A 16092-nucleotide genomic window follows, 5' to 3' on the forward strand; every position below is an offset into this window, starting at 1 on the left:
CGCTCACGGCGCGTCTCCCGCACGGCGCAACTTCATTTGTGAAAAGACGGCTTCATAAATTGGCGTATCGTATTCGCCATGCACGCGGGTGGAAGTCAGCGCCACGCGGCGTGTCTGGTCGAGCGGCAGGGCCGGGGCCTGCGCCATCAGTGCACGGGAGGCTTCGGCCCACAGAGCATCGCCCGCTTTCTGGTCGGTCAGCGAAACTTCGGCCGCCCTGTCCATCAGCGCATCCAGTTTCGGGTCGCAGAACTGGGAGGCGTTGATGGAGTTGCTCGAATGCGGAATGAATGTCGCGCAGGAAAACAGTGTCCGCAGGAAAGAGGAGGCTGACGGGTAATCCGCGCTCCAGCCGGTCAGGCCGATTTGGACCTTGTTATCGCTGTTCTGGATATAGCTGAATTCGATCACTGGCGTGATGGGCCGCACGGAGGCGACGTAACCCAGATCGACCAGTGTGGCGCGGATCTCGTTGGCGATAGCGCCCGAGCCGCCCGAGCCCGGTGTAACAATGACCACTTTCTGGCCCTTGGTGCCGCTTTCCTCAACCAGCTTTTTCGCCAGTGCGAGATCGGGCTCTTTCCACTCGGGCGCTGGATGTTCCGGCGATGCGCCTTTTGTGTAGGCGCAGCCCGGCTCATATCCTGGTGCGCCCGTCGGCAGCATCTGGCAGGCCGCCGTGGAGACTGCGGGTCCACCATTGTAGATCACAACCGCCTTGCGGTTCAGCGCGTAGTTCAGCGCCTGCCGAACACGAAGGTCGTTGAAAGGGGGAAGATTCACGTTCAGCGCGGCGTAATAGATGACGAGCTGCTCTATCAGTTTCACACGGTCGGAAAAACGCGCGCCGACTTCCGCCTGTCGGTCCAGAGGCACGCTCTCCAGCATCCAGTCATACTGGTTGTTCTCGATGGCCGTGACGGCGGCTTCCGGGTCCAGCCCGAAGGAATAGTGGATTTCGTCGGGATAGCCTGCTGGCTGGGCCACTGCATCCCACTGTCTGAAGTATGGGTTGCGCTCCATCTTCAGGCCGGAGTTGGGCTCATAGGAGACAATCCTGTAGGGGCCTGTCCCGAGGGGCGCTTCGTTGCCGGTATCATGCGCCGGAGTGTCGGCAGGCAGGATGGAGGCATGCTGAAACGCCAGCCGGTCGAAAAATTCGGCGTCCGGATGCGTCAGATGAAAGGTGACGGTCCACGCCCGGTCGTCAGCTTCCACCCCGCCTTTCAGCGTGCAGTGTTCCGTATCTTTCAGGCATGCCTCGCCGCCGACGATATGGCTGTAATACGGTCCTGCGGTCGGACTGTTCACCTTGAAAATCCGCTGCATGGAAGCAACCACATCATCTGGGGTCACTTCCTTGCCGTTCGAGAAATGAATGCCGTGACGCAGATGAAACACATAGGTTCGGCCACCGTCCTGCGGTTCCGGCAGGGCTTCCGCAAGGTCCGGAATGGCGTGACTGCTGAGCTTGCTGGGCGTCTTGGCGAAGGTGGTCAGCCCGTCATAGACGATGGCTTCCATTTGGTAGGTGATGTGAACGTAGCTGATCTGCGGGTCGAGCGTTCCGCCCGAATTCTCGGCCGTTATACGCAGGATACCGCCCGTTTCGGGACTGTCCGGTGCGCCGGGAGCAACGATCGTGGCATGAAGCGGTGAGCCTGCCAGCGCCAGCCAGAGCGCCAGAACAGAGAACACGGCATGCCTCCGTATTCTGACTTCTGATGTGAAGCTCTGATGTTTTAATGGAAGGGAAGCCGAAAGAGCGCGACCCCCATCGACAGAAAACGAAGGAGTCCGGAAAAAGGATCGAAAACCGCGATGCATCCGTCAGTGCTGCTCCACAAGAGCGCGCAGGCGTTTTTCCATTTCATCCGCGCTGGCGGCGGTCTCGATGGTTCCGGTGTAACGCCCCTCGGGATTCATGATGACGATACGAGGTGAGAGTTCGTAAGTATATTCCCAGTAGGGGTCGGAGTGTCTCACGATCGGAGCGTGATATTCCCTGGCGACGGCCTCCAGCGTAATGGGGGCGGCAGTACCAGTGATGATCTTCGCGTTGAATTTGAGGGCATACTGTCTGAGATTCATCGCCAGATCCCGGTTTGGATCGAGGCTGATGAACAGAGGCGCGAAGAGCTGGCGGCTTGGATCAACGGCCTGAAGCGCCGTGCTCAGACGTGTGAGTGCAGGCGTGCAGGCGTCATTCGTGCAATGGATCGCTCCGAACATGACCAGCATCCACCGTCCCCGAAAATGCGCATCAGTCATGGTTCCGTCCGATGAATCCATCAGGCGGAAACTGCCACCGACCTCATTGCCGTTTGAAGAGACAAGTGGCCCCATGGCGTCCGAGGCCCTGTAAGCGACATACCCGGCGACGCAGGCTGCGAAGGTGATCGTCAGGGTAATGATCAGACCTGCTCTGCCGGGTTTTTTCCCGGGATCAGGAGCTTTGGGAATGTTCTGGATGGTGTTCATCAGTGCGCCTCGGCCCAGTTGGCTCCAATGCCGGTTTCGACAACCAGTGGCACGGGCAGATCCGCCGCGCCTTCCATCATCTTTTTCACAAGTGCGGCCGTCTCTTCAGCGGCATCTTTTTCCACTTCAAAGAGAAGTTCGTCATGCACCTGCAACAGCATTGTGGCGGGCAGAGCGGCTTGTTCCAGAGCATGAGGCAGGCGAACCATGGCGCGTTTGATGATATCCGCGGCGCCGCCCTGCAACGGCGCGTTGATCGCCTGACGCTCGGCATAGGAACGCTGCGCACCGTTTTTCGCCGTAATGCCGGGGACGTAACAGCGACGCCCGAGCGGCGTCACGACATAGCCATGCGCTTTCGCTTCAGTCTTGCGCTCGTCCATGTAGTCCCGGATGCCGGGATAGCGGGCGAAGTAGGCGTCGATATAGGCGCGGGCCTCACCCATGGAGATACCGAGCTGTTTGCTGAGACCGAAAGCCGAAATACCGTAGATGATGCCGAAGTTGATGGCTTTGGCGCGTCGGCGGGTCAGCGGGTCCATGCCTTCAAGCGGCACCCCAAACACCTCGGAAGCAGTGCGGGCATGAATGTCCTGTCCCAGAGCGAACGCTTCCCGCAAGGTCGGCACATCCGCGACACTGGCCAGCAGACGCAGTTCGATCTGTGAATAGTCGGCGGACAGCAGAACCTTGCCTTCAGGAGCGATGAAGCTCTTGCGGATCTGAGCGCCTTCCTCCGTGCGGACAGGGATGTTCTGAAGATTCGGGTCGTTGGAAGAGAGGCGACCTGTGGTGGTGATGGCCATCTGGAACGTGGTGTGGACGCGGTTTGTGGCCGGGTCCATCTGCTTGAGCAGGGCATCCGTATAGGTGCTTTTCAGCTTGGAAAGCTGACGCCAGGCAAGGATCTTTTCGGGAAGTTCCTGCCCCTGATCGGCGAGTTCCTGCAGAACGGAGGAATCCGTGCTCCATGCGCCTGTCTTGCCGCGCTTGCCGCCGGGCAGTCCCATTTCATCGAACAGGATTTCACCAAGCTGCTTGGGTGAGCCCACGTTGAACGGACGCCCGACAACCGAGTGTATCTCTTTCTCAATGGTGGCCATCCGGCCTTCGAAATTCTCCGAAAGGCGGCGCAATTCATGAGCATCGACCTTGATGCCGGTCTGTTCCATGTCGCTCAGCACAGCGATCAGCGGACGCTCATAGCCTTCATAAAGAGCCAGCGCCTTATTGGTGCGTAGCTGGGGATGCAGCTTCAGCCATAAACGCAGGGTCACATCGGCATCTTCAGCGGCATAGGCTGTCGCCTTGTCCAGCGGCACCTGCTGGAAGGGAATACGGTTGCGACCCGTTCCCGTGACCTGATCGTAGGTGATCGGGACATGACCCAGATGAAGCTTCGAGAGTTCATCCATGCCCTGACCATGCAGACCGGCCGACTGGGCGTAGGAGATCAGCATCGTGTCGTCGATCGGGGCAATGGGAGCCGCGCCCGCGCCACGGAACACCAGAATGTCGAATTTGGCGTTCTGGAAAACCTTGAGAACGGATGAGTCCGTAAACAGCGGTTCAAGCGCAACCACAGCTTCGGATACCGAAATCTGGTGTCCAACCGGCGCTTCCAGCGTACCTTCATGCAGCAGCGGCACATAACAGGCCCGACCTGGTGCCGTGGCCAGCGAAAGGCCGACCATGCGGGCTTTCAGCGGATCAAGACCATCCGTTTCCGTGTCCACAGCGCAGACACCGGCAACGCAGGCTTCTGTGACCCATCTTTCCAGCGTGACAAGATCGGTCACGGTTTCATAACCGCTATAGGGGACCTGCTCGGGAGGAGGCGTTGCAACTGAGTGAGAACCGCCGTTGGTGAAACGCATCGCCGCAGCGGACGCCGCCTGAGCCAGAGGCTTGCCGTCTCCAAGTCCGAACCGATGGCGGATGGAGCGGAAACCCATCCGGTCGAGCCAGTCTCCCAGCGCTTCCTCATTCGGCTCCTGCACAGCCATGTCGGTTACGGGGACGGGCAGGGGAACATCATTTTTCAGCGTGACCAGCCTGAGCGAAACGCGCGCGGCTTCGGCATGCTCGATCAGTGAGTCTCGACGCTTGGATTTCTTCATGTCCGGAGCCGCAGCCAGCACGGCTTCCAGATCGCCGAACTCGCTGACCAGCGCGGACGCCGTTTTGGGGCCAATCCCCGGGATTCCCGGCACGTTGTCGGTCGGGTCGCCCATCAGGGCCTGCACGTCGATGACCTTGTCCGGTCCGACACCGAACTTGGCTTCGACTTCCTCGGCCCGGATCGGTTTCTGCTTGATCGGGTCCATCATCTCGACCTGCGGACTGATGAGTTGCATCAGATCCTTGTCGGAGGAAACGATGGTGCAGTGGCCACCGGTCTGCTCAATAAAGCGGGCATAGCTAGCGATCAGATCGTCGGCTTCGAATCCCTCAAGCTCAATGCCGGGCACGCCAAAGGCTGCGGTCGCCTCCCGGATCAGTCCAAACTGGGGAATCAGATCCTCAGGGACGTCCGGGCGATGCGCCTTGTACTGGGCATAGATCTCGTTGCGGAACGTCACCCGTCCGGCATCGAAAACCACGGCCAGATGTGTGCCGACATGCTCCCGCATCAGGCGGGTCAGCATATTGCAGAAGCCGTAAACGGCGTTGACCGGCACGCCTTCCGGGTTGCTCATGGGAGGAAGGGCGTGAAAAGCCCGGAAGATGAAACCACTGCCATCCACCAGAATCAGGTGGGGCATGCCCGCTTTGTTCCCCGTTTGGGTCATGAAGTGAAAAACCTCAGTGCGCGCTGTCCGGCGTGGCGTTCGGGTCCAGCACGAAAAGGCGGGAGCAATAGGGGCAGAATGTCTGGTCTCCGCCGATTTTCAGCCACACCTTGGGATGCCCGAGCGCTCCAAGACCTCCATCACAGGAAATCTTGCGGTTCTGCACGATCACTGTTTCGACATGGCCCAGCCGAGGCCGTGGGGTCGGATTGGTAGGCTGAATAAGCATGAACATGATCCTGTGAGATGGTCATGAGACCGGCTTCAGGGAGACACACCGGTTGGCCTGTCAGGTGCGCGATGATACGCATGAATGTCGTGAGTTCAAACCACCCGTACGCTCTTTTGTCTGGCTTTCATCATATCATGCGATTTTCAGGCCGACTGGCTACTCTCATGCTGACCGGGCTGGCTCTTGCTGGCTGCGCTCGCGAACCGGATATCCGGGTTCCGCCTCGTTACGCGAAATATGCCCGTCTTGTGCCGCCTGATCGCATAATCACACTGTCTGACGACGCCCGCATACCTCTCCGTATCTGGCCCGCTCAGGGAGTGGAAAAAGGCGCTATTCTTGCTCTTCATGGCTTCAATGACAGTCGTGACGCCTGGGAGGCGACGGCGCCATCATTCGCTCAGGCTGGATTCAGCGTCTGGGCGCCGGATTTGCGTGGCTTTGGCTCGGCGCCAGAACGCGGCGGATGGGTCGGTACAGACCGTCTTGTCGAGGATGTGCGTGAAGAACTGAACCTGCTCGCGACAGAGCGTCCGGGGCGTCCTGTATGGCTGATGGGGGAGAGCATGGGTGGCGCGGTCGCCATGATTGCCGCCAGCGAGACGTCCACACTTCCCCTTTCGGGGGTCGTTCTGCTGGCGCCTGCTGTGTGGAAAATCGGACCGTTCGGCAAGGCGTCGGCCCATTTTCTGGCAGCTATTGATCCGGATGGACGCGTCTCGGGGCGAGAATTACCGGTCCATGTTGTGGCAAGCGATAATATTGCGGCGTTGCGGCGGCTCTATTTCGATCCTCTGACGCTCCACGTCACAAAATTTGGTGCGTTGCGTGGGCTTGTTGATCTGATGGCGCAGGCGGCTCACGCTGCTTCTCGCCAGATGTTCCCGACGCTTGTTATTTATGGAGATCACGATCAACTCGTGCCGGCTCAGGCTATGACGGAAGCATGGAGACGTTTCCCTTCCTCTGTCAGACGTGATCTGATTCCTGGGGGGCATCATCTTCTGCTGCGGGACAGGGCAGGGCATCGTGTCATGGAAGATATCCTGTCCTGGCTGCAGCAGCCTGACACGTTGCTGCCATCGGGAGGCGATGTTTCCGCAGGAGTCTGGTCTGCTGAAAATGGTGGCCAACAAGGCGTGAATGCACCGTTTGGATTGCTGCCTGCGCAGGTGGACAGGCTCTCTCTGCCCTGACAGAGAGGGTTTTTACGAGAGGCGTTTATCCTCTTGGCAAACACAGCCTGTCTGCTGTAGTAAGGCGCGCAGTGGACCCGTAGCTCAGCTGGATAGAGCGTTGCCCTCCGAAGGCAAAGGTCACGCGTTCGAATCGCGTCGGGTCCGCCAGGAGCTATGAAAGTTCCGCAAACAAGCGTTTATCCAACAGCTTGCATAATCTCAAATAATTCTGTCTATCTGAAGCTTTAATCCGTATGTCCTATTGATTGAAGATATTGCGAAAATATCGTCATTTACATGGCGTTATTGTTTCTGTGATATGGAAAATCTATAATTAGAATTCATTTAAGAGTGTTTTTATTTTCTCCGTTAGTTATTTTGAGGTAAATCGCAGTAAGGTTGGCATGTGTCTATAGTGCGGCGTGTCGTCCGTTAAGCAGGATGATGATCGAGGCGAACCGAACAAATCGAGAAGCGTAGATTTATGTTTGCCGTAATGGATTGTGATAGCATGTGATTGTCTGAGTTTATTGAAACACCACGCGACAGAATTATGCTCCTTCTTAAGGAGAAAAGTCGGTTTTCCGTTGTGTCGTTCTGTTCCGTTTTGGTGGAGCAGCCAAGGTCATTCCGTGTTCTGCCAGCCTGTCCATGTCATATTTCTTTCGGCAAGAAAAACATTCGGATCGATGTGTCTCATAATTGGTTCTGTCCGGGTAATATCGACATCCTGCGTTGATATAAAATTGAGTTGAACTGAATTGCCAAGAATGCCGCAGATAGCCTGAATCTCTGTGGGTAACGCGCCTGGAGATCGCCCGATGACCTGATCCGCGTCCTTTTTCGAGACTTCGGTGCAGTGCTGATGCGCCCGGGCAGTTGCCTTGCCGATTATCACGTATTCGTTATCGCGACCGGTGGTCGGATAAAGGAAGATCCGCCCGATCACATCGCTTTCGCATCAGCGACGTAGTTTCCACAAACAGACGACTGTCAGTCACCTGCCGCTGGTATGGCTTTCCCGACGAGGTCGGAGATCCTTTGTCTGTTTCTCAAAAACGGGAAAACAGTCATTGCAGTCTGTCAGAAATTACAATCTTCATTCGGATAGGCTTGGGGTTTAACTGGCGCGCCGTGACAATGCCTAAACATCTGACAAGATAAAGTAGTCAAATTTTAAAACATTCCATCCTATTTGTGGCGATATTCGGAAGGTAGGATTGCATGGATATCAGATTAATCAATATGGATGACAGATTTGACCGGCTTGCCCGGTTCAGACATCTGAATCCTGATCATGATAATATTGATCGTGTATCGGCGGTTGATGGATCAGACATTAACCGCCTGGAATTGATGGAAAACCATCTTCTTGATCCCAGCCTGATTTATACGGATGGCGCAATCGGATGCGCCATGTCGCATGTGCTTCAATGGAATCATGCTATACAGACCGGGAAGGCGATCACCGTTCTTGAAGATGACGCCGTTCTTGCGCCGAATTTCACGGCGGAAACAGACCGTTTGATCGAGTCTCTTGATGATGATTGGGAGATCATCTTCTGGGCATATAATCTAGACTCGCATCTTTCCATAAATCTTCCTCCCGCTCTCGGGATGTGCACCGTTACGTTCGAACAACTTGAACGAAATGCGCCGGAACATTTTTTCAAGGGGGCTGTTGACTCTCGTCTCTGGCCCGTGCGGAGCCTATGCGGCATTGCCGCCTATTCCGTTTCTCCCTCCGGTGCGGCGCGTCTCATGCAGTTTTGCCTGCCACTCCGTCCCATGCAGCTTTATTATCACGGATTGCAGCGCGCGCTGCCTAATACCGGTATTGATAATATGATGTGTGCGCTTCTTCCACAGATGAAGGCCTATGCATCCTTTCCGCCTCTCGCGGTTCCAGAGAATGATGTAGCCAATTCAAGCGTACAACCGGTTCTACAGACCAATTTGACCGGTTGCGGTATTGACTACGGAACAGAAGATGTTCGCAGTATTCTCGTTTCTGCTCTTTCGGGTGGTAGTTTCGAGCCCAGTGAAGATTTTTTTCTTATTCATTTCGTTCTGACAAGTGGCGATTCTGACAGGCCATTTGGCTTTACCCATTACATGGCGATCAGATCTGCATGGAATCTCCATCCGCACAGGCGGATTATCCTTTGGTGCACACAAAAAGGTACAGGGACGTATTGGGAAGCAATCAAACCGCTTGTAGAAATTGCTATCATTCCGATCCCGGATAAAATATTTGGCAATGCTGTCAGGCATCCGGCTCACCAGGCGGATGTCATCCGCCTTGCCGTTCTGCGCTCGTTTGGTGGTCTATATCTTGACCTCGATACGGTCTGTGTCCGTGACATGTCATCGCTTCTTGAAAATAGCGTGGTTATGGCACGAGAAATGGAAAGTACGGAAGCTGGTCCGGCTCAGGGGAAGCTTGGTAATGCAGTTATTATAGCGCCGTTGGGATCAAAGTTTATTGATATATGGTGGGAAACGTACAAGAAATTCGATGGAAATGTGTGGAATTATCATTCGGTAATCGTGCCAGCCTTCCTGGCGACGCAGGTTCCTGACCTCATTTCCATTCTGGAGCCAGAAGCGTTTTTTGTTCCGACCTGGGATAGAGAAGGCCTCGAAAATCTCTTCAGAAAGAATATTGCCTTCCCGCAAGCCTATTGTCATCATTTATGGGAAAGCCAATCCTGGTCGTATCTGGCTGATATTGATGAGAATAGTGTTTTTTTAGCAGAAACAACCTATAATCAAGCGTGCAAGCCTCATCTCCCAATCGACGAGCTCGACCGGCTTCAGAGTCTTCATGAGAATTATGGGGTTTTTTCAGGAGTTTCTACAGACTGTACTGAAATTAACAGCGATAGAAAGACAACATTTCAAAGGATTTACAAAAATTCTGTATGGGGAAACGGGGGAGATTTCGCTTATTCAGGACCAGGCTCTGACCCAAATCGTGTTCCAGAATACATAAAATTTATTTGTGATTATATCACTTTTTATCAGATAAAATCTGTGTGCGACATCGGGTGTGGCGATTTTCGCATTGGATCAGAAATAGCGCTCCAGTGCACTCAGACCCATTTCACCGCTTTGGATATTGTAGACGAGGTTATCGCTCAAAATCGGATAAGATACGCGGGTCTTAACAACTGTGATTTTCAGCAGATCGATATCGTACAGGAAAAGCCCAAACCTGCACAGTTGGCTATCATACGAGAAGTATTTCAACACCTGTCAAATGAGAATATTAAGAAATCCATTCAGAATTTTGACAATTTTGATGAAGTTCTTATTTGTAATAATGTTCTGCCTCTGGAAGGAAACGTCAATGCTCCCCATCAGGATGGTGCTGATATCCGCAAAGGTTACCTTGATTTAAGTGAGCCGCCCTTTGCTCTTTCTGTTGAACTTCTTGCTCGTTTACCAATTCGGGGACGTGCGGGGTATCTTGAGATCGTGCGCTACCGACCGTTAGCCGCAGATAAGATTTAAGGCGTAGCGTTTCGCCCCTCCTGCTCACGCGACAGGATCACGAGAATATGGTTCATGGTTTCCCATCGTCCCTCGCGGATCCAACGTGTGGCGGCGAAACGCCACGATCACGGTCTCTTCTTCAATCGGCAGAACGCTTGACGCCGGAGAGTGGGGCGGTGGGACGATCCAGCGCATCTGACCGTTTCTTCCACTTCGTGACCGTCGTGGATTGATCCCGCAGCGTTTCATCAGCCCCCTCAGGCTCGCTTGACGATGCTGTATTACTCGACGGACTGCCGCTTTCGTTGTGACGGTCCCGTGGTGAACTATGGCCCGTAGCGCTTCCGTCCACTCGCGTGAAAATAATGCACCATCAAAGCTGGCGACCAAACATCTGGGTTATCTTGATCTTATCAGGCTGTCGCAAATCCATGAATCATAACCTTCTGCAATCACCCGGCTTATTTTCCGTCAGATATAGCTAAAAATTAAAAATTTCTGTAAACGCGGTTCGCCAGTCTAATGCAATAGAATGCTACATATTCTGCTCCACGGGATGGGGAATTTTTCTCATGAGAAAAGGTCGTCTTGTCATAGGCACCAAGCGTTATTCTTCATGGTCCCTGAGAGGATGGCTGCCTGTAAAGCTGGCGGGTCTGGACGTATCGGAAGAAGTCATACCGCTTCGTCAGCCAGACAGCAGCGTGCGGATAGCGCATGTTTCTCCAAACGGTAAGGTTCCTTTTCTGGAACATCGGAACGTGAAGATATGGGACAGTCTCGCAATTGCCGAGTATTGCGCGGAGCTGGAACCAAAGCTTTGGCCTGAAAACCAGGTCGCGCGTGCGATGGCTCGGTCCATATCCGCTGAAATGCATTCAGGATTTCAGGGTGTCCGTTCTACAATGCCGATGAATCTGGGAAGGAGTCAGCGCCCTCTCAAGGAGCCTCTGTCGGAGGCAGTCACAAAAGATATTGTCCGTATTGATTCAATCTGGACAGAAGCGCGGCGTCGTTTCGGTGAAGGCGGGGACTATCTTTTTGGCCGCGATTTTACCAATGCAGATGTTGCTTTTGCTCCGATTGTCTGTCGTTTCCTCAGTTATGATGTTGATGTTTCTGTTTCTGATGTGTCGCGGGCTTACATGGAAGCTGTTCGTGAGCATCCACTGATGGAGCAGTGGTATGAAGAGGCTGCACAGGAGCCCAATGAATGGCTGGTCGACGCTTTCGAAACTATTGAATAAAATTACCGAAGGTCATAAAAGGTCTTATTCAGGAACTGCATGAAATTTCATCATGTGAAGGCCTTTGCGCTGACGGCAATGTAACTAAAGCTGATTTTTTAGCAGCGCCGTAATCCACTCAATAAAAACATGTAGCCTTGATGATTTGTGTCGTCTCTCTGGATATAAAAGTGTCAGAGGTAAAGGGGGAGCCTGCCAGTCAGGCATGACTGCAACCAATTCACCTCTGATGAGATTCTCTTTGACATCGTAGGCTGGAATCTGAATCAGGCCAGACCCCGCCACGCAGCAGGCAATAAGTGCTTCTGCGCTGTTGACCGTGACGCGTCCCTGAGTGGGACAGCTCTTTGATTCGCGGCGGTGAACCCATTCCCATTCCTCGATGCGTCCTGTTGCTGGAGAAGCGTAGCGGACAACCTGATGATGGAGAATGTCTTCAGGCGTATGCGGAACGCCATGCGTCTCGAGGTAGAGCGGGCTTGCGACATTGATCACCTGAAGGTCAGCTATATGGCGTGAAATCAGGCTGGAGTCCGCCAGCACACCGACCCGTAGCGCGCAGTCCACTCCGTCCTCTGTCAGATTGACAGAGCGATCTGTCACCCCCAACTGGATATCAATCTCCGGGTAGGATGCGAGGAACGAGGGGAGCGCCGGAGCGACAATCAGGCGTCCAATACGGCCTGGCATGTCGACCCGCAGAATGCCACGGGGAGAACCACGCTTCTGCTGAAACAGGCTTTCCGCCTCATCCATGTCCGCCACAAGCTGTAAGGCCCTTTGATAAAACAGCTTTCCATCATTCGTGGAGGAGACAAGCCGGGTTGTGCGGGAAAAAAGGCGCGTTCCCAGCCTCGTTTCAAGCTGCTGGATGGCAGTTGAAACACTCGAACGAGGCAAATTCAATGACCCTGCCGCCCGGGAAAAATTGCCCGTCTCCATCACCCTTATGAACACACGCAAGAGATCGATCCTGTCCATAAGCGGACTCCTTATTGTTCGTCATTCTTGACCAGTGTTGCCGGAAATCAAGGGATTTTTCGCGAAACTTCGAACGTTAAAGTAACGCTCGTTGTTAGGGGATATTTCATGACCGACCATAGTCTTAAGGGTAAAGTTGCGCTGATTGCCGGCGGAGCCAAGAATCTGGGCGCTCTGATTGCGCGCGACCTTGCCGCAAACGGGGTGGGAGCCATCGCAATTCATTATCACGGTGCTGAATCTGCGGGCGATGCGGAAAAGCTGGTCACCGAACTGAACAATCAGGGGGTCAGGGCTGTCGCATTTCAGGGAGATCTCACGACAGCTGCCGCAAACACCAAACTGTTTGAAGGGACAGTTGCCGCCGTTGGTCGTCCGGACATCGCCATCAACACGGCAGGTAAGGTGCTGAAGAAACCCATTCTCGACATCACCGAGGATGAATATGACAGTATGTTCGCGATCAACAGCAAGGCTGCTTTCTTCTTCGTCAAGGAGGCAGGCAAACATGTGAACGACAACGGCAAGATCGTCACCATCGTGACGTCGCTGCTTGGCGCCTACACCCCGTTCTACTCCACCTATGCCGGTTCGAAAGCCGCCGTGGAACATTTCACGCGCGCAGCGTCCAAGGAGTTCGGTGAGCGCGGTATTTCCGTAAACGCCATCGGTCCCGGACCAATGGACACGCCGTTCTTTTACGGACAGGAAGGCGCTGATGCCGTGGCTTATCACAAGACAGCGGCTGCTCTGTCCTCCTTCAGCAAAACCGGCCTGACCGATATCGAGGATATTGCGCCCTATGTGCGATTCATGGTTTCCGAGGGCTGGTGGATGACGGGGCAGACGATCCTCGTGAACGGTGGTTATACGACCAAATAACGGTGCCGGGGCATACAGGACACTGGACGGATAGCGTCTCATTCTCTCTGGTATGAACCGGGAAAGAGACGCTACGTTCAGAACTCTGTGCCCATCCTCTTTTTACGGACACTTCATGTCGCAGGACACCACCAGCCATCACCCGTTCCTCCGTACGCGTGACGGCCACCACGCCGCGGTTACGAACGAGGAACTCTTCTTCGATCTGGTCTATGTCTTCGCCATTACACAGCTTAGTCATGGCCTGTTGCATCATCTGTCGTTGTTCGGAGCCTTGCAGACAGCGGTGATTTGGCTCGCTGTCTGGCTGGGCTGGCAATATACCGGCTGGTTCACGAACTGGTTCGATCCGCGCCTGCCGGCAGTCCGCGGCGTGCTGTTCGTCACCATGGTGCTCGCCCTGCTCATGGGGGCAGCGATCCCGGATTCCTTTGCGGAACACGGGTTGCCTTTTGCGCTCTGCTTTGCGGCAATGCAGGTGGGGCGAAGTGCGTTCGTCGTCGCGTGGTTGCCGCGCAATCATCCACTTGCCCCGAATTACCGGCGTATTCTCGCCTGGATGCTGGTTTCTGCCGTGTTCTGGCTGGCTGGAGGTGTGGCGGCGGACCCTGTTCTCCGCGTGACGCTGTGGTGTATCGCTGCTCTCTGCGAATATGTGTCACCGATGTTCGGTTTCCCTTTTCCGGGACTTGGACGATCCAATTCGAAAAGCGACTGGACGATTGAAGGCGCACATCTCGTTGAGCGCTGCCAGCTTTTCGTGATTGTGGCGCTGGGCGAGGGGATCATGGCGACGGGGTTGTCCATGGCCGAAAACCAGAACTGGACGCCGGTTTATCTTGTCGCTTTCGTTACCAGTTTTCTGGGGACGCTGGCCATGTGGTGGCTATATTTCGCCACGTCCGGAGAGGCTGCCAGACACAGAATCACCCAGGCCGATGATCCGGGAAAAATGGGGGCGACCATCCACTATCTGCATGCAGTGCTGATTGCCGGGATCATTGTGACGGCGGTAGGAGCGGATCTGTTGATGGAAAATCCGCTGGAAGAGGGGACTGCCGCGTCTGCCCTGATCATGACGTGTGGTCCGGTGCTTTACCTGTTGGCCAGTATTCTCTACCGCAAAATTGTCTCAGGATTTTTTGCCCTGTCGCACCTCATGGGGATTGCGGTTCTATTGGTGTTGACCCCTTTCGGGCTGCATTTTTCCCGTCTGACGGATGCCTTGCTTGTGACCGCCGTGATGCTGGCTCTTGCGTGGGGTGAGCAGCGCAACGGAACTCGAAACGCACTGGACTGATTTTCTGCGTGAGGGAAAATCTCTTCCCGATTGGGGAATGCGTGCATTGCTGGGAAGGGATAATTCGCACTCTGCCTTTCAGGCGTTTTTTTCGTCATGATTTTGTGTTTGTGTCATGGAGATGGAAACTGCTTCGTGGCAATAAGGGACGATGCCATCTCCCCCTCTCCCGATGCTGTGTCGTTGCCTTGATGCCCTGAGACCTGATCGATCGGCGTATGCTTGGCTTCCTGCTCCTGAACTGACGACGCTCGGGTTTTCACTTCGTACAACCTTTGGCTCTCGCCATCGCCTTCTGGATGGAACTCGGCCAACCACAATGGGTAGCGATGACGGTCTGGTGGAGCGCACTCTCGACACACTGCTGCAAATTGAAAAACAGCAATTGGTGCAGGTCGTGAGCGGGTGACAATGACGCTGGGTTGCCTGATGATCGTGCGCATGGAGTTACGACACAGGAACCTGTTGCTGGGTCCGGACTATATAGCCAACCTCAAAGCCTGGAGTTGAAGTCTGCGCCGAAAATCCGCAGACAGGCATCCCGGTTGCGAGCAGTAACAGGAGACGGTATCGGCCTATCGCATGAATGAAACAGCGCATTGTAGAACTGAACTGGTGGCCGTGGTGCTTGGGCTCGACGCCTGTGCAGCAAAAGAACCTCAACTGCGTGTTCTCACGACGGGAGAGGGCGACGGGTTTCCTTCAGGCCCGTTGCAGGCCGGGCAGACGTCTCTCCAACGCAGCCTCCGGCACTGGGTTGAGAATCTGACCGGGTTTCGTCTGGGCCATACAGAACAGCTTTATACATTTGCCGATGCAGAGGATGAATTTGGTAATCGGGCGGTACGGATTTCCTATATGGCTCTGGCACGCTCATCTGCCGAAACATCGTCATGGCAGTCTGTCTACGCATATTTTCCCTGGGAAGACCGAAGGGCGGAGCGCTCTCAGGAGATTCTGGCGCATCTGGTCGGACACATGAAACGCTGGGTGTCTGATGATGAAAAACGGCTTGGTCGTTCTTCTGTTGCATTCGGTCTGGATGGTCACGAATGGAACGACGAACTTGTGCTGGATCGGTATGAACTGCTCTGGGAGGCTGGTCTTCTTCCTGAAGCAGGAAAGGGAGAAGAAAGAAAAACTGATCAGCCCGCAGGTTTTTTCGGGCATCCCATGAAGCACGACCATCGCCGAATTCTGGCGACAGCCCTGTCCCGTATCCGCGCCAGAATTCGTTATACCCCTGCGGTTTTTGATTTCCTGCCAGAATGCTTCACTCTTTTGCAACTCCAGCAGGCGATGGAGGCTCTGGCGGGCTGCCGGATGCATAAACAGAATTTTCGTCGTCTGGTGCAACATCAGTCGCTGGTGGAGGAAACGGATTTATTCGATCCATCAGGTCAGGGCAGGCCTGCCCGTCTCTATCGTTTCTGCAAGGCGTCGTCCCAGAACTGCTACCTTGCCGGAGCCAAGCTGCCTCTGCCTCCGCTCACCTGAGAAG

Annotated in this window: 13 protein-coding genes, 1 tRNA gene and 2 pseudogenes; 8 read left to right on the plus strand and 8 right to left on the minus strand. The window is 54.7% G+C overall.

Annotated elements, in window-relative coordinates:
- Positions 1–3 precede the first annotated feature (3 nt).
- From A0U92_RS06030 to A0U92_RS06045, 4 genes are all read right to left on the minus strand, one after another.
- Entirely contained in the window at positions 4–1698 is a 1695-nt protein-coding gene (locus A0U92_RS06030; RefSeq protein ID WP_236748291.1) for an ABC transporter substrate-binding protein, read from the minus strand.
- A 132-nt stretch (positions 1699–1830) separates the two neighbouring features.
- Complete coding sequence (locus A0U92_RS06035) at positions 1831–2481, minus strand: SCO family protein (protein ID WP_077812442.1); 651 nt, start codon at positions 2479–2481, stop codon at positions 1831–1833.
- The gene (polA, locus tag A0U92_RS06040; RefSeq protein ID WP_408736101.1) at positions 2481–5246 is read right to left on the minus strand and encodes a DNA polymerase I; all 2766 of its coding nucleotides are present in this window, start codon (positions 5244–5246) and stop codon (positions 2481–2483) included. The genes A0U92_RS06035 and polA overlap by 1 nt, the downstream gene beginning before the upstream one ends.
- A gap of 40 nt (positions 5247–5286) precedes the next feature.
- Positions 5287–5502 (minus strand): zinc-finger domain-containing protein, encoded by a 216-nt coding sequence (locus tag A0U92_RS06045; protein WP_010666503.1) that lies wholly within the window; start codon positions 5500–5502, stop codon positions 5287–5289.
- A gap of 137 nt (positions 5503–5639) precedes the next feature.
- Between A0U92_RS06045 and A0U92_RS06050 the strand changes: the two genes are divergently transcribed.
- Both A0U92_RS06050 and A0U92_RS06055 read left to right on the plus strand, forming a co-directional pair.
- Positions 5640–6701 carry an alpha/beta fold hydrolase gene (locus A0U92_RS06050; protein ID WP_236748292.1) on the plus strand — a complete coding sequence of 354 codons (1062 nt, stop codon included), beginning with the start codon at positions 5640–5642 and terminating at the stop codon, positions 6699–6701.
- Positions 6702–6774: 73 nt separating this feature from the next.
- Positions 6775–6851: transfer RNA gene (locus tag A0U92_RS06055), tRNA-Arg, on the plus strand.
- A gap of 457 nt (positions 6852–7308) precedes the next feature.
- Here A0U92_RS06055 and A0U92_RS06060 read toward each other — a convergent pair.
- On the minus strand, positions 7309–7632 hold the full coding sequence (locus A0U92_RS06060; RefSeq protein WP_077812445.1) for a hypothetical protein: 324 nt from the start codon (positions 7630–7632) through the stop codon (positions 7309–7311).
- Positions 7633–7907: 275 nt separating this feature from the next.
- Here A0U92_RS06060 and A0U92_RS06065 point away from each other — a divergent pair, with 275 nt between their 5' ends.
- Positions 7908–10199 (plus strand): glycosyltransferase family 25 protein, encoded by a 2292-nt coding sequence (locus A0U92_RS06065; RefSeq protein WP_077812446.1) that lies wholly within the window; start codon positions 7908–7910, stop codon positions 10197–10199.
- Here the strand turns inward: A0U92_RS06065 and A0U92_RS17210 are convergent.
- Both A0U92_RS17210 and A0U92_RS18225 read right to left on the minus strand, forming a co-directional pair.
- A pseudogene (locus A0U92_RS17210) lies at positions 10199–10285 on the minus strand (IS5/IS1182 family transposase); the annotation flags it as partial. The gene A0U92_RS06065 and the pseudogene A0U92_RS17210 overlap by 1 nt on opposite strands.
- Positions 10275–10511: pseudogene (locus A0U92_RS18225) on the minus strand (IS481 family transposase); the annotation flags it as partial. The pseudogenes A0U92_RS17210 and A0U92_RS18225, both read right to left, overlap by 11 nt.
- A gap of 242 nt (positions 10512–10753) precedes the next feature.
- Between A0U92_RS18225 and A0U92_RS06070 the strand changes: the two are divergent.
- Complete coding sequence (locus tag A0U92_RS06070) at positions 10754–11428, plus strand: glutathione S-transferase family protein (RefSeq protein ID WP_077812447.1); 675 nt, start codon at positions 10754–10756, stop codon at positions 11426–11428.
- Between the two features lie 84 nt (positions 11429–11512).
- On the opposite strand, the gene A0U92_RS06075 is transcribed toward A0U92_RS06070, so the two are convergent.
- Positions 11513–12409, minus strand: coding sequence for a LysR family transcriptional regulator (locus A0U92_RS06075; RefSeq protein ID WP_077812448.1), 897 nt, complete (start codon positions 12407–12409; stop codon positions 11513–11515).
- Positions 12410–12517: 108 nt separating this feature from the next.
- Here A0U92_RS06075 and A0U92_RS06080 point away from each other — a divergent pair, with 108 nt between their 5' ends.
- The 4 genes from A0U92_RS06080 to A0U92_RS06090 all read left to right on the plus strand — a co-directional run bounded on the left by A0U92_RS06080 (position 12518) and on the right by A0U92_RS06090 (position 16088).
- Positions 12518–13291 (plus strand): SDR family oxidoreductase, encoded by a 774-nt coding sequence (locus A0U92_RS06080; protein WP_077812449.1) that lies wholly within the window; start codon positions 12518–12520, stop codon positions 13289–13291.
- Between the two features lie 115 nt (positions 13292–13406).
- On the plus strand, positions 13407–14591 hold the full coding sequence (locus A0U92_RS06085) for a low temperature requirement protein A (protein WP_077812450.1): 1185 nt from the start codon (positions 13407–13409) through the stop codon (positions 14589–14591).
- A 151-nt stretch (positions 14592–14742) separates the two neighbouring features.
- Positions 14743–15000 carry a hypothetical protein gene (locus tag A0U92_RS17705; RefSeq protein ID WP_187668986.1) on the plus strand — a complete coding sequence of 86 codons (258 nt, stop codon included), beginning with the start codon at positions 14743–14745 and terminating at the stop codon, positions 14998–15000.
- Between the two features lie 173 nt (positions 15001–15173).
- The gene (locus A0U92_RS06090) at positions 15174–16088 is read left to right on the plus strand and encodes an NUDIX hydrolase (protein ID WP_077812451.1); all 915 of its coding nucleotides are present in this window, start codon (positions 15174–15176) and stop codon (positions 16086–16088) included.
- Positions 16089–16092: the final 4 nt, after the last annotated feature.

It is taken from the genome of Acetobacter aceti, from assembly GCF_002005445.1.
Classification (GTDB): Bacteria; Pseudomonadota; Alphaproteobacteria; order Acetobacterales; family Acetobacteraceae; genus Acetobacter; species Acetobacter aceti_B.

Excerpts from the sequence above, each read along its gene's own strand:
- A0U92_RS06035 (WP_077812442.1), bottom strand. The coding sequence starts at position 2,481 with ATGAACACCATCCAGAACATTCCCAAAGCTCCTGATCCCGGGAAAAAA.
- polA (WP_408736101.1), bottom strand. The coding sequence starts at position 5,246 with ATGCCCCACCTGATTCTGGTGGATGGCAGTGGTTTCATCTTCCGGGCT.
- A0U92_RS06045 (WP_010666503.1), bottom strand. The coding sequence starts at position 5,502 with ATGCTTATTCAGCCTACCAATCCGACCCCACGGCCTCGGCTGGGCCAT.
- A0U92_RS06050 (WP_236748292.1), top strand. The coding sequence starts at position 5,640 with ATGCGATTTTCAGGCCGACTGGCTACTCTCATGCTGACCGGGCTGGCT.
- A0U92_RS06065 (WP_077812446.1), top strand. The coding sequence starts at position 7,908 with ATGGATATCAGATTAATCAATATGGATGACAGATTTGACCGGCTTGCC.
- A0U92_RS06070 (WP_077812447.1), top strand. The coding sequence starts at position 10,754 with ATGAGAAAAGGTCGTCTTGTCATAGGCACCAAGCGTTATTCTTCATGG.
- A0U92_RS06075 (WP_077812448.1), bottom strand. The coding sequence starts at position 12,409 with ATGGACAGGATCGATCTCTTGCGTGTGTTCATAAGGGTGATGGAGACG.
- A0U92_RS06080 (WP_077812449.1), top strand. The coding sequence starts at position 12,518 with ATGACCGACCATAGTCTTAAGGGTAAAGTTGCGCTGATTGCCGGCGGA.
- A0U92_RS06085 (WP_077812450.1), top strand. The coding sequence starts at position 13,407 with ATGTCGCAGGACACCACCAGCCATCACCCGTTCCTCCGTACGCGTGAC.
- A0U92_RS17705 (WP_187668986.1), top strand. The coding sequence starts at position 14,743 with ATGCCATCTCCCCCTCTCCCGATGCTGTGTCGTTGCCTTGATGCCCTG.
- A0U92_RS06090 (WP_077812451.1), top strand. The coding sequence starts at position 15,174 with ATGAATGAAACAGCGCATTGTAGAACTGAACTGGTGGCCGTGGTGCTT.